General features: G+C 61.4%; 11 protein-coding genes. 2 read left to right on the top strand and 9 right to left on the bottom strand.

Going from position 1 to position 11,863, the window contains the following annotated elements:
* Positions 1-71 precede the first annotated feature (71 nt).
* On the bottom strand, positions 72-389 hold the full coding sequence (locus tag CAK95_RS23160) for an FtsB family cell division protein (protein ID WP_086090065.1): 318 nt from the start codon (positions 387-389) through the stop codon (positions 72-74).
* 47 nt (positions 390-436) lie between these two features.
* On the bottom strand, positions 437-1,720 hold the full coding sequence (gene eno / locus CAK95_RS23155; protein ID WP_086090064.1) for a phosphopyruvate hydratase: 1,284 nt from the start codon (positions 1,718-1,720) through the stop codon (positions 437-439).
* A gap of 165 nt (positions 1,721-1,885) precedes the next feature.
* Between eno and queF the strand changes: the two genes are divergently transcribed.
* Positions 1,886-2,365 carry a preQ(1) synthase gene (gene queF / locus CAK95_RS23150; protein ID WP_086090063.1) on the top strand — a complete coding sequence of 160 codons (480 nt, stop codon included), beginning with the start codon at positions 1,886-1,888 and terminating at the stop codon, positions 2,363-2,365.
* Here queF and CAK95_RS23145 read toward each other — a convergent pair.
* The 7 genes from CAK95_RS23145 to tpiA all read right to left on the bottom strand — a co-directional run bounded on the left by CAK95_RS23145 (position 2,362) and on the right by tpiA (position 9,750).
* Positions 2,362-3,528 (bottom strand): MFS transporter, encoded by a 1,167-nt coding sequence (locus tag CAK95_RS23145; RefSeq protein WP_086090062.1) that lies wholly within the window; start codon positions 3,526-3,528, stop codon positions 2,362-2,364. The genes queF and CAK95_RS23145 overlap by 4 nt on opposite strands.
* 50 nt (positions 3,529-3,578) lie before the next feature.
* Complete coding sequence (gene kdsA, locus CAK95_RS23140) at positions 3,579-4,406, bottom strand: 3-deoxy-8-phosphooctulonate synthase (RefSeq protein WP_245303499.1); 828 nt, start codon at positions 4,404-4,406, stop codon at positions 3,579-3,581.
* Between the two features lie 48 nt (positions 4,407-4,454).
* A complete protein-coding gene (guaD, locus tag CAK95_RS23135; RefSeq protein WP_086090060.1) occupies positions 4,455-5,786 on the bottom strand; it encodes a guanine deaminase in 1,332 nt (443 codons plus the stop codon).
* Complete coding sequence (locus CAK95_RS23130) at positions 5,783-6,658, bottom strand: VOC family protein (RefSeq protein WP_086090059.1); 876 nt, start codon at positions 6,656-6,658, stop codon at positions 5,783-5,785. The genes guaD and CAK95_RS23130 overlap by 4 nt, the downstream gene beginning before the upstream one ends.
* Before the next feature lie 90 nt (positions 6,659-6,748).
* Entirely contained in the window at positions 6,749-8,380 is a 1,632-nt protein-coding gene (locus tag CAK95_RS23125) for a CTP synthase (RefSeq protein ID WP_086090058.1), read from the bottom strand.
* A gap of 113 nt (positions 8,381-8,493) precedes the next feature.
* Positions 8,494-8,886 carry a preprotein translocase subunit SecG gene (secG, locus tag CAK95_RS23120; protein WP_086090057.1) on the bottom strand — a complete coding sequence of 131 codons (393 nt, stop codon included), beginning with the start codon at positions 8,884-8,886 and terminating at the stop codon, positions 8,494-8,496.
* Positions 8,887-8,994: 108 nt separating this feature from the next.
* Positions 8,995-9,750 carry a triose-phosphate isomerase gene (tpiA, locus tag CAK95_RS23115; protein ID WP_086090056.1) on the bottom strand — a complete coding sequence of 252 codons (756 nt, stop codon included), beginning with the start codon at positions 9,748-9,750 and terminating at the stop codon, positions 8,995-8,997.
* A 182-nt stretch (positions 9,751-9,932) separates the two neighbouring features.
* Here tpiA and CAK95_RS23110 point away from each other — a divergent pair, with 182 nt between their 5' ends.
* A complete protein-coding gene (locus tag CAK95_RS23110; protein WP_086090055.1) occupies positions 9,933-11,828 on the top strand; it encodes a SurA N-terminal domain-containing protein in 1,896 nt (631 codons plus the stop codon).
* The last annotated feature ends 35 nt before the right edge of the window (positions 11,829-11,863 follow it).

Below are 11,863 nucleotides of genomic sequence, written 5' to 3'. Positions count from 1 at the left end.
GCAGGAATATCTTTTTTCTCATCTGCGCCCGTTCGAGCACAGAACCGGTCCACTTTGCCAGTGACTCGCCTTTATTTGCCCTTGACCATCATGATCAAGTCGTTCGGATGCGAGAGGTTCAAAAGTGTACGGGCGCGCTCGTCCAGCAGGTCCGGATCGATACCGCTGGGCCGCAGCAGCGCCACTTTCCGCTCCCACTGGCCATGCTCAACCTTCAGGCGGTCCAGCTCGGCGGTCAGCTCCGACATCTGCTGTTCGATCTCGTGCTTGGCATGCAAGCCGCGCTGGCCGCTATAGGCGTGCATCCAGAAATAGCCGATCATCGCCGCGGCCAAGACATAAAGGCCGAGCGCGGTCAGAATTCCCCGTGCGCGTCTGCGTGAGACCATTGCAGCAACATGCCCGCAGGCTCTTAAGGCGCTATTAAGATAGTACGTTAAGCACGCGCCCTCAGCGCCGCGCGGCCAGGATATTTTGCTTGCGGGCCAAGTTCCTGCTCGATGCGCAGCAATTGATTATACTTCGCTGTACGATCGGAGCGCGCGAGCGAACCGGTCTTGATCTGTCCGCAATTGGTGGCGACGGCGAGATCGGCGATGGTCGAATCTTCTGTTTCGCCCGAACGATGCGACATCACCGCTGTGTAACCGGCCTTGTGCGCCATTTCGACGGCGGCGAGCGTTTCGGTCAGCGTGCCGATCTGGTTGACCTTCACCAGGATCGAGTTGGCCATGCCTTGGGCGATGCCGTCGGCCAGCCGTGTGACGTTGGTGACAAAGAGGTCATCGCCGACGAGCTGGCATTTCGCGCCGATGGTCTTGGTCAACAGCTTCCAGCCGTCGAAATCGTCTTCGGCCATGCCGTCCTCGATCGAGGCGATCGGATATTTCGAGACAAGCTGGGCCAGGTAATCGACCTGCTGCTGGATGCTGCGCACTTTGCCTTCGCCGCCGTAGTGATAGGCGCCATCCTTGAAGAATTCGGTTGAAGCGCAATCGAGCGCTAGCAACACATCGTCGCCGGCCTTGAAGCCAGCCTTGGTGATCGCCTGCATGACGAAATCGAGCGCCGCTTCCGCGCTTGGCAGGTTCGGGGCGAAGCCGCCCTCGTCGCCGACATTGGTATTGTGACCAGCCTGCTTCAGCGCCGCCTTGAGCGTGTGGAAAATCTCGGCACCCATCCGCAAAGCTTCGGCGAATGAATTCGCGCCGACCGGCATCACCATGAATTCCTGGAAGTCGATCGGGTTGTCGGCATGCGCGCCGCCATTGACGATGTTCATCATCGGCACCGGCAGAACGCGCGCCGCAGCGCCGCCCACGTAACGATAGAGCGGCAGACCGCTGGAGATTGCCGCCGCCTTGGCCGTCGCCAGCGAAACGCCGAGCAAGGCGTTGGCGCCGAGCCGCGCCTTGTTGGGCGTGCCGTCGAGCGCGATCATCGTCTCGTCGATCTGGACCTGATCTTCCGCATCCATACCGCCGATGGCGTCGAAGATTTCACCATCAACCGCATCCACCGCCTTGCGGACGCCCTTGCCGAGATAGCGGGCCTTGTCCCCGTCCCGCAATTCGACCGCCTCATGCGCGCCTGTAGAGGCACCGGACGGTACCGCCGCGCGGCCGAGCGAGCCGTCTTCCAGCAACACATCCACTTCGACGGTGGGATTGCCACGGCTGTCGAGGATTTCACGGCCGACGATGTTGACGATCGCAGTCATTCAGGATTCCGGCGTTGCGGGGATGGAAGGAATTCGCGCCGCTTGTACAGCATCAAAGCGCTCACGCAAGAGTGCCTGCATACCGTGAAACAGGCCAAGATCGATGTTGCGAGCACCAAGAAGGGAGGTGCTGGCGCGGCCGGAAGGAGCGCGCTAAGAGCCCCTATGGCCCGAAAGAAGACATCACAGGTTCTGCCCAACCCCGCCCTGCAACTCGGCCGTGCGACCGCGCTGCCGGCATCGCCGGATGAGGCGGTGCTCGACCGGGTGGACAACCCGCATCCGGATACGAATTACGTCGCGCGCTTCACGATGCCGGAATTCACCGCGCTGTGCCCGATTACCGGCCAGCCGGATTTCGCGCACTTTGTCATCGACTATGTGCCGAACAAGTTTCTGGTCGAGTCGAAGTCCTTAAAGCTCTACTTGAACTCATTCAGAAATCACGGCTCGTTCCACGAAGACTGCACCGTTTCTATCGGCAAGCGACTGGTCTCGCTGCTGAAACCGCGTTGGCTCCGCATCGGCGGTTACTGGTATCCGCGTGGTGGCATGCCGATCGACGTGTTCTGGCAGGCCGGAAAATTACCGAATGGCGTCTGGGTGCCGGATCAGGGCGTCGCGCCCTATCGAGGCCGCGGTTAGGTTTTCGGTTTCGGGTGGTACAGACGCCGCGCGCAGATATATCCGACCGCAGCAATGATGATCGCTCCGCCCACCAGCATCGGCGTCGTGCCCACGCGGGAAAAGCCGAGACCGTAAACGACCGGTCCGACCGCCTGCCCTAAAAAGAAGGCCGCCGAATGCAGCGCCATGGTCGAGCCGCGCGCTGTTGGCGCCAGTTCGGTGGCATAAACCTGGATGCAGCCATGCAGCCAGTAAAAGCCAAAGCCGAGCATCGCAAAATTGGCAAATTCCAGCGGCCAGGGCAGACGCCAGGTCAGGATCAGGCAGAAGGCCGCCATGATCAGCCCGCCCCCGATCATCATCTTCCGTTCGCCCAATAACGACAACAGCCAGCCCACACAGAAAGTGTAAATGACGGCGCCGATACCAAACCCCGCAAGCACGATACCAGCGATCGAGGCGCGGCTTTCGCCGGCCTCATGCAGCAGCGCGGCCATGTGCGGGAAGATGCCGAACACCACCAGGGCTTCGATGAACACTGCGCCGAAGCAATATTTGGCGAGTGGATTGCCGAAAATGGCCCGGTAGTTTGGACCAAGCGTCGACAAATCGAAGCCCTTCGTTGTTTCCGGCGGGCTGCTGCGAAATCCGATCACAATCGCGACGATGCAAAGTGCGCCCATCGAGCCGACCACGACGAACACCGCACGCCAGCCGGCCAGATCGCCGACGACGCCGGCCAGCGACGCACCCAGAAGATTGCCGGTCATGGTCGCGGCCAAAAGCCGGCCAATCGCAACCTGCCGCTGCGCCACCGGAATGCGATCGCCTGCCAGGGCCAGCGAGGTTGGAAAAATACCGCCCGAGGCGATGCCTGCCGCGACTCTGGAGATCGCCAGCACCGTAAAGTTCGGTGCGAGAGCGCTCACCACGGCGGACAAGACCAGCAACACGAGACAGATACTCATCAGCCGCGTCTTGCTCATCATGTCGGCGAGCGCACCGAGGACTGGTTGTACGATCGCATAAGGCAGCGCGAACGCCGTCGACAGCAACGCCGCCGTGCCGACATTGACCAGCAGTCCATCGGCGATTTGCGGAATGACGGGGTCGACCGAACGCGTGAACAGCGACGTCACAAAGACGAGCAGAGCGATGACGGCGAGTTCGCGGTTATTCATGTCGGAGAATCAAGTTGTCGAACCAGCGTGCGTTTTGCACGCCATCCGCGTCAGCTTTTTGCGAGGCGGTCGAACGCCATCAATTTTGTCAGGAGGGGTTCAAGGTCTTTGAGGGCAATCATGTTGGGCCCGTCCGATGGCGCGTGGTCGGGGTCCTGGTGCGTTTCGATAAACACACCGGCAATGCCGACCGCGACAGCCGCGCGTGCCAGCACCGGCACGAATTCGCGTTGACCGCCGGATGACGTGCCCTGTCCGCCGGGCTGCTGCACCGAATGGGTGGCATCGAAAATCACCGGCGCGCCGGTCTTGGCGAGTTCGGGCAAGGCGCGCATGTCGGAGACGAGCGTGTTGTAGCCGAACGAGGCACCGCGTTCCGTCACCAGCACTTTGGCATTGCCGGCGCCGGTGATCTTTTCGACCACGTTCTTCATGTCCCAGGGTGCGAGGAATTGCCCCTTCTTCACATTCACGACGCGGCCGGTCTCTGCCGCGGCAATGAGAAGGTCGGTCTGGCGGCACAGGAACGCGGGGATCTGCAGGATATCGACCGCTTGCGCGACCGGGGCGCATTGCGAGATGTCGTGAATGTCGGTGAGCACCGGCAGGCCGAGCGACGAGCGGATATCCGCAAAGATCGGCAGCGAGGCTTCAAGGCCAAGGCCGCGCGCGCCCCGGGCGCTGGTGCGGTTCGCCTTGTCGAACGAGGTTTTATAGACGAGGCCGATGCCGAGCCGGGCCGCGATCTCTTTCAGCGCGGAGGCCATCTCGACGGCATGGTCGCGGCTCTCAAGCTGGCATGGGCCGGCAATCAGCGCCAACGGTAAATCGTTGCCGAAGCGCGCCCCGCCGAGATCCACGACTGGGTTTGGAATCAAGCGTTTATCCACAATTCTCCTCGCGGCCGGACCATGCGCCGGGCGGTCTCAGGAATCAACGGATGAGAGCGCATGCGCCGGCCGTCCTGCGACATAGGTCGCCGTCACAGCCCGGTCGTCGCCCATTGTCATCAGCACAAAGAGCGTTTCTTCGATCGAGCGGGAACGCTGTTCCCGGAATTTGAGGATCGGTGTTGCCCTGGGATTGAGCACCACAAAATCGGCCTCGTTGCCGGCCCGGAACGTTCCAATCCTGTCATCGAGATCGAGCGCCCTCGCCCCGCCCAGGGTCGCCAGGAAAAAACCCTCGATCGCCGAGACCGGCGCGCCGCCAAGCTGGGAGACCTTGTAGCCCTCACCCAGCGTCGCCAGCATCGAGAAGCTGGTGCCTGCGCCAATGTCGGTTCCCATGCCGACATGCACCGGCCGGCGCGGGTCCTTGGCATCGCGCGTGCGGAACAGCCCGCTGCCGAGGAACAGGTTCGATGTCGGACAATGGGCCAGCGCGGTTCCGCTCTCATGGCAGCGGCAGAGCGCATCCTCGTCGAGATAGATGCCATGCGCCATCACCGCACGCCGACCGGTCAGCCCGGCGTGATCGTAGATATCGAGATAGTCGCGCCGCTCGGGAAACAGCTTCTGCATCCAGGCGACTTCATCCCTGTTCTCGGCGATATGGGTCTGAACGAAGACATCCTTGTGCTCACGCCAGAGCGCGCCAGCCATGGCGAGCTGCTCGCGGCTCGATGTGCCGGCGAAGCGCGGCGTGATGGCGTAGAGATTGCGCCCCCTTTTGTGCCACTTGTCGATCAATGATTTCGACTGGTCGTAGCCGGTCTGCGGCGTATCACGCAAAGCGTCGGGCGCATTGGTGTCCATCAGCACCTTGCCGGCGATGATCCGCATGTTGCGCCTCTGCGCTTCAGCAAACAGCGCATCGACCGATTGCGGATAGACGGCGCAGAACACCATCGCGGTGGTCGTGCCGTTGCGCAGAAGCTCGTCGCAGAAGACCGAGGCCATCGCCCGCGCCCTGCTCTCGTCGGCAAGTTCCTGCTCTGCCGGAAACGTATAGTCATCGAGCCAACCGAGCAGGCCCTGGCCATAGGAGCCAATGATGCCGGTCTGCACGTAATGTACATGCGTATCGACAAAGCCCGGTGCGATCAGGCCATCGGGATAATGCGCGACGGTGCTGCCGGCCGGGATTTGATCTCGCAGCGTCTGGAAATCCCCGACCGCTTCAAACTTGCCGCCACGGCAGATCAAGAGACCATCCGGCTCATGCACGAAGGCGGTGGCCGGATCGGTGAGAAACGGATCGTCGCGGCAGTAAACCAGCGGCCCACGAATGGCTGTCACTGCATCTGCCGTGGTCATCGTGCCGTTGCCGCTTCAAAGATCATGGCGGCGCCATGCGCAAGACTGGGCGGCACGATCAGGCGGCCCATGTGGTGTTTCGCTTCGACCCTGCCAGCCGAAAGGCAGGCTTCAACGACCGACAGATCCGGACAGGTCAGGCGCAGCGCGCCCAGGCGCGCGCCACGAGCAACATCGGGCGCGGCGAGATCGAAATGATCCGTATAGGACGCCGGCGTCATGACCTGAATGTCGCCGCGCGGTGTGGTCACGGTAATGCCGGTCGATGTCGATTGCAGATCGCGCTCGCCGGTGAACGCCGACAGAAAGATATGATGATCGCTTGGATTGTCCGCGATCATGACGGCACCGGCAATATCGGTCACGCCGTTTGCATGCTGCTGGAAGGCGGGATTCCAGAAATTTTCCGGAAAATGATGCTGGCAGGTGACAAAACCGACATCGGGCGCTTTGGGGTCGCGCGCATAGACGAGCGAAAAGGCAAGCTTCACGATTCTCCCGTCGGGTTGTTTGCCCTCGCGCTCAAAATTGAAAATCTCGAAATCACCGATTCCTGCCGTCCGAAAAGCAGCCGCATCGGCTTCCGCATTTCGTCCATCGAGAAGAATCATATCGAGCCCTTGTTCGTGCAACAGAACATCACGATGAAAGGCGCCGAAAGAAAAAAAGCGCCCATTATGTGGTTCGATTTTTTCCGGCTCGGCAACCGTCAGGAGCTCGATATAGACGCCCGGTAGCTGAACGATGTGATTGTGCGTGCCCCACGGATGGCGGTTGCGGGCACCGATGGTGAAGCCGAGCCGCCGATAGAAATCGGCGGCCGCATCAAGATCGCGGACGGCGTGAACGATATGGTCGAGGCCGCGAGACATGCTTTAAGGTCCAATTGTCCACCCATCCACGCAAGGTTGGCCCCCTGCGCGAAGACTTGGATCCCGCTTTCGCGGGAACGAGCGGGTTCATTACACCAGCCGGCTGCGCTCCACCGCCGCTTCGATGAATGACGCAAACAACGGATGCGGATCGAAGGGGCGCGACTTCAGTTCGGGATGGAATTGCACGCCGACGAACCAGGGATGGTTTTCGTATTCGATCGTCTCCGGCAGCAGGCCGTCCGGCGACATGCCGGCAAAGCGCATGCCGTGCTGTTCGAGACGATCCTTGTAGCGCGCATTCACTTCGTAGCGATGACGATGGCGTTCGGAGATTTCCGTCTCGCCGTCATAGATGCCTGAAATCTTGCTGCCGCGCTTGAGCGCCGCCTTGTAGGCGCCAAGCCGCATCGTGCCGCCAAGATCGCCGCCGGCCTTGCGTTGTTCCAGTTCGTTGCCGCGCATCCATTCGGTCATCAGACCGACAACCGGCTCTTTTGTTTCGCCAAACTCGGTCGAATTCGCCTCTTCGATGCCGCAGAGATTGCGGGCTGCCTCCACCACGGCCATCTGCATGCCGAAGCAGATACCGAAGTAAGGGACGGCCCGTTCGCGCGCGAATCGTGCCGCACGGATTTTGCCTTCGGCGCCGCGCTGACCGAAGCCGCCGGGCACGAGGATGCCATTGACGTGTTCGAGGAACGGCGCCGGATCCTCGCGCTCGAACACTTCGCTTTCGATCCAGTCGAGATTGACCTTCACCTTGTTGGCGATGCCGCCATGCGAGAGCGCCTCGATCAGCGACTTATAGGCGTCCTTCATGCCGGTATATTTTCCGACAATGGCGATTGTCACCTGCCCTTCCGGATTGCGGATGCGCTCGTTGATGTTGCGCCACACCGAAAGATCCGGTGCCGGCGCATTGTCGATGCCGAACGCTGCCAGCAACTCCCGGTCAAGACCGGCGGCATGATAGGCCTCGGGCACGGCGTAAATGTTGTCGACGTCGCGCGCCTCGATCACAGCGCTTTCGCGCACGTTACAGAACAAGGCGAGTTTGCGGCGTTCCTCTGCTGGGATCTCGCGGTCGGTGCGGCACAACAGGATATCCGGCTGGATACCGATCGAGCGCAATTCCTTGACCGAGTGCTGGGTGGGCTTGGTCTTGAGTTCGCCGGCGCTGGGAATGAACGGCAGCAGCGTCAGGTGGATATAGACGGCGTGGCCGCGCGGCACTTCATTGCCGAACTGGCGGATCGCTTCGAAGAATGGCAGGCCTTCGATATCGCCGACGGTGCCGCCGATCTCGCATAGGACGAAGTCATAGTCTTCGTTGCCGTCGCGGATGAAGTCCTTGATCGCGTTGGTCACATGCGGGACGACCTGGATGGTCGCGCCAAGATAGTCGCCGCGCCGTTCCTTGGTGATGATGTCCTGGTAAATCTTGCCGGTGGTGATGCTGTCGCGCTTGGTCGCCGGCCGGCCGGTGAAGCGCTCGTAGTGGCCGAGATCGAGATCGGTTTCAGCGCCGTCGTCGGTGACGAAGACTTCGCCATGCTGATAGGGCGACATGGTACCGGGATCGACATTGAGATACGGGTCAAGCTTGCGCAGCCGGACCTTGTAGCCACGCGCCTGCAACAACGCGCCGAGCGCCGCCGAAGCGAGACCTTTGCCGAGCGAGGAAACCACGCCGCCGGTGATGAATATGTACCGCGCCATGGGACTTAACCTTTAGACACCCGGTTTCGATTCGACGAGGGCTATGGCCCCCTCGGCGTTGGATAACTGCCCCCACAAATTCGAAGGGCCGGTTTCCCGGCCCTCCCTAAGGGTTACTGCGATTGCGGCACCTGCGGCCCGGATGGCTGCGGCGCCGCGGGCGGCTGCCCGCCCCCCTGCTGCTTCAGCGCGTCGAGGACGCCGCCGGAGCCCGTGCCAAGCGGCGCAGTCGGCGCGCCCGGGGCCACCGGTGCGCCGGTATTCAGGATCGACGACGGTGCGCGGTCCATGCCGGCAATGATCGACAACAGGAGGCTGGTCGCGAAGAAGGCCGCTGCCAGGAATCCGGTTGTCCGGGAAAGAATATTGGTGGTGCCGCGGGTGGTCATGAAGCCGCCGCCGCCGCCGCCCATGCCAAGTCCGCCGCCTTCGGAACGCTGCAGCAGAACAAGCCCGATCAACGCCAGAACGATGAGCAGATGAACGACGATAAGGACCGTATGCATGCGTCAAAAACCTGATGTTCGCCGGGCCGGGCCGGTGCGTCACGCCGCCATATAGGGAATGCGGCCGCGTCTGTACACGACCGGGTTGGAAAATTCTACCCTTTGCGGTCAGGCATAAGCCGCTGCGATGCCGAGGAAATCCTTGGCGGTCAGGCTGGCGCCGCCGACCAATGCGCCATTGACGTTCGGGACCGCCATCAGCTCCTTGGCATTCGACGGTTTAACGGAGCCGCCGTACAGGATCCGCACCGTCGGTCCGGACGATTTATCAAGCGAAACCAGGTGCTTCCGGATCGTCTGGTGAACCTGTTCGACATCCTTCGGCGTCGGTGTCAGCCCGGTGCCGATCGCCCAGACCGGCTCATATGCAATAACCAGTTTAACGGCATCGATCGTTTCCGGAAGAGATCCCGCTAACTGCCTCTCAATCCTTGAAATTGTGGCTCCAGCCTCACGCTCCTCATAGGTCTCACCGATGCAGACGATGGCGGTCAGGCCGGCCCGGTTCGCTGCTTTCGCCTTGGCTTTCACCATGTCGTCGGTTTCGCCGTGATAGGTCCGCCGCTCGGAATGTCCGACGATAACAGCGCTTGCGCCCGCATCCTTCAGCATCTCCGCCGAGATATCCCCGGTAAAGGCGCCGGAGACCTCGGCGTGGCAGTCCTGGGCGCCAATGGCGATCTTCGCTCCTGCGGCAGCCTTGGCGAAAGCACAGACCAACGTCGCCGGCGGACAGATCATCAGGTCAACCGGCCATGGTCTGGCCTGAGCATCGGCGATGATCGCTTCGAGTTCTGAAATCGACCCGCGCAGACCATTCATCTTCCAGTTGCCTGCGACCAGCGGACGCGGATCGTTTGCCATCAATCAGGTTTCCTCTTGCTTTAAACGTCGTGATTCTGCGGTTACCAAACCGATCCACCGCGTGCCAACGCTTTCCCGTTACTCGTCAGTGAGTTGCAGCGTAAAGGCGCCATCACTATGATGCGCGGCCTTTTAACACCCCTTCCCCATAAAAGAGATTCTGTCCGCCCATGCTTCGAGGAATGCACACAGCCACCCGTAACTGGCTCGGCCGGCTCGTTACCGGCCTACTCCTCGGCCTGATCGCGGTCAGTTTCGCGGTCTGGGGCGTCGGCGATATCTTCCGCGGCTTCGGACAATCGACTGTTGCGAAAATCGGCAGCACCGAAATTGGCGTCGAGCAATTCCGGCAAAACTACAATGACCGGCTGCAGCAGCTCATCCGCCAGGTCGGCCGTCCGATTCCGCCCGACCAGGCACGCGCACTCGGCCTGCCCCGGCAGATGCTTGGCCAGATGCTGGCCGAAGCTGCAGTCGATGAAAATGTCCGCACGCTCCGTCTCAATCTGCCGAATGAGGTGATCGCGGACCGCATCCGCAACGATCCGTCATTCCGCGGCATCACCGGCCAGTTCGATCGCGCACGGTTCGAGGCGATCATTCGCCAGGCCGGTTATACCGAAGGCCGTTATGTTGCCGAGCAGCGCAAGCAGCTCCTACGCCAGCAAATCGTCCGCGCGCTGGTAAGCGATCTCGCACCGCCCGCCGTCACCGTCGATGCGCAGAACCGCTATCTTAATGAGTTGCGTTCGCTTGACTATATCGTGCTGGGGCCGGAACAGGCTGGCGATATCCCTGAGCCTACGCCAGAGCAGCTCACCAAGTATTTCGACGAGCGCAAGACGCTGTTCCGTGCACCTGAATTCCGGAAAGCCGATCTGATCGTCCTGTCCCCCGATGAGGTTACAAAGACGATCGAGGTCAGCGACGCCGATGCCAAGAAGGTTTATGACGCCGACCCCACGCGTTACACCACGCCGGAGCGGCGCGAGGTGCAGCAGATCGTTTTTCCGAATGAGGACGATGCACGGGCGGCTGCGCAGAAGCTGACCCAGGGCACGACTTTCGAGCAACTTGCCTCAGAACGCGGTCTCAAGGATGGCGATTTCAATCTTGGCCTTGTCAGCAAGTCACAGATCCTCGACCCGGCCATTGCCGATGCGGCCTTCTCGTTGAAATCGGGCCAAGTCAGCGAGCCGGTCAAGGGTCGCTTCGGCACGGCGCTGGTCCGCGTCGGCAAGGTCGAAGCCGAGGTCAAACGCGACATGTCCGAGGTCATGGCTGAGATCAAACGTGACCTGGCAAACGAACGCGCACGCCGCGAAGTGCGTACGCTCTTCGACAAGATGGAAGACGAACGGATTTCGGGCGGCTCCATTGCCGATCTTGCCAAGAAGCTCAATCTGCCGGTTCGTACCATCGATGCGATCGACCGCGCAGGTCGTGGTCCCGACGGTAATCCTGTCGCCGATCTGCCGGCTGGCGCCAACCTGCCCTCCGCGATCTTTGCCTCCGAGCCCGGCGTGGAAAACGATCCGATCCAGCTTCCAAATGGCGCCGGATATGTCTGGTTCGAAGTGCTGTCGGTGACGCCCTCGCGCGAACGTCCGCTCGATGAAGTGCGCGACCGTGTTGTCGAACGCTGGCGCAATGATCAGGTCGTCGAGAAGCTGAAGGAAAAGGCCAAGGAAGCGGTCGAAAAGTTAAAGGTCTCGAGCATCAGCGAGACGGCCGCGGCCTTCAACACCAAGCCGCAATTCATCGCGTCGCTGCGCCGCGATCGCACGCAGGGCAATTTCCCCGCGAACGCGCTCGAAGCCGTGTTCCAGACTCCGAAGGATTCGGCCGGATCGTCGGAGGGCGATGAGCCGACACAGTGGATCGTATTTCGTGTGACCGGTGTCACCGTGCCGCCTGTCGCTCCCGGTTCGCCCGAAGCGCGCCGACTGGAAGGCAATCTCACGAATGCCTATTCGGAAGACCTGATCGCGCAATACATCACCAGCATTCAGAACGATCTCGGTGCGACCATCAATGAGGCTGCGCTGAACCAGGTGATCGGCGGCACCACGAATTAGCGCGAGAGCACTCTTTCCGCTCACGTCCCGCGAAC

Origin of the sequence: Pseudorhodoplanes sinuspersici (genome assembly GCF_002119765.1) — a bacterium.
Taxonomy (GTDB): domain Bacteria; phylum Pseudomonadota; class Alphaproteobacteria; order Rhizobiales; family Xanthobacteraceae; genus Pseudorhodoplanes; species Pseudorhodoplanes sinuspersici.
This window is presented reverse-complemented; position numbering and strand designations above follow the sequence as displayed.

What these genes read in the sequence shown, in the direction of transcription:
- CAK95_RS23160 (WP_086090065.1), bottom strand. Translation starts at nt 389, where the DNA reads ATGGTCTCACGCAGACGCGCACGGGGAATTCTGACCGCGCTCGGCCTT.
- eno (WP_086090064.1), bottom strand. Translation starts at nt 1,720, where the DNA reads ATGACTGCGATCGTCAACATCGTCGGCCGTGAAATCCTCGACAGCCGT.
- queF (WP_086090063.1), top strand. Translation starts at nt 1,886, where the DNA reads ATGGCCCGAAAGAAGACATCACAGGTTCTGCCCAACCCCGCCCTGCAA.
- CAK95_RS23145 (WP_086090062.1), bottom strand. Translation starts at nt 3,528, where the DNA reads ATGAATAACCGCGAACTCGCCGTCATCGCTCTGCTCGTCTTTGTGACG.
- guaD (WP_086090060.1), bottom strand. Translation starts at nt 5,786, where the DNA reads ATGACCACGGCAGATGCAGTGACAGCCATTCGTGGGCCGCTGGTTTAC.
- CAK95_RS23130 (WP_086090059.1), bottom strand. Translation starts at nt 6,658, where the DNA reads ATGTCTCGCGGCCTCGACCATATCGTTCACGCCGTCCGCGATCTTGAT.
- CAK95_RS23125 (WP_086090058.1), bottom strand. Translation starts at nt 8,380, where the DNA reads ATGGCGCGGTACATATTCATCACCGGCGGCGTGGTTTCCTCGCTCGGC.
- secG (WP_086090057.1), bottom strand. Translation starts at nt 8,886, where the DNA reads ATGCATACGGTCCTTATCGTCGTTCATCTGCTCATCGTTCTGGCGTTG.
- tpiA (WP_086090056.1), bottom strand. Translation starts at nt 9,750, where the DNA reads ATGGCAAACGATCCGCGTCCGCTGGTCGCAGGCAACTGGAAGATGAAT.
- CAK95_RS23110 (WP_086090055.1), top strand. Translation starts at nt 9,933, where the DNA reads ATGCACACAGCCACCCGTAACTGGCTCGGCCGGCTCGTTACCGGCCTA.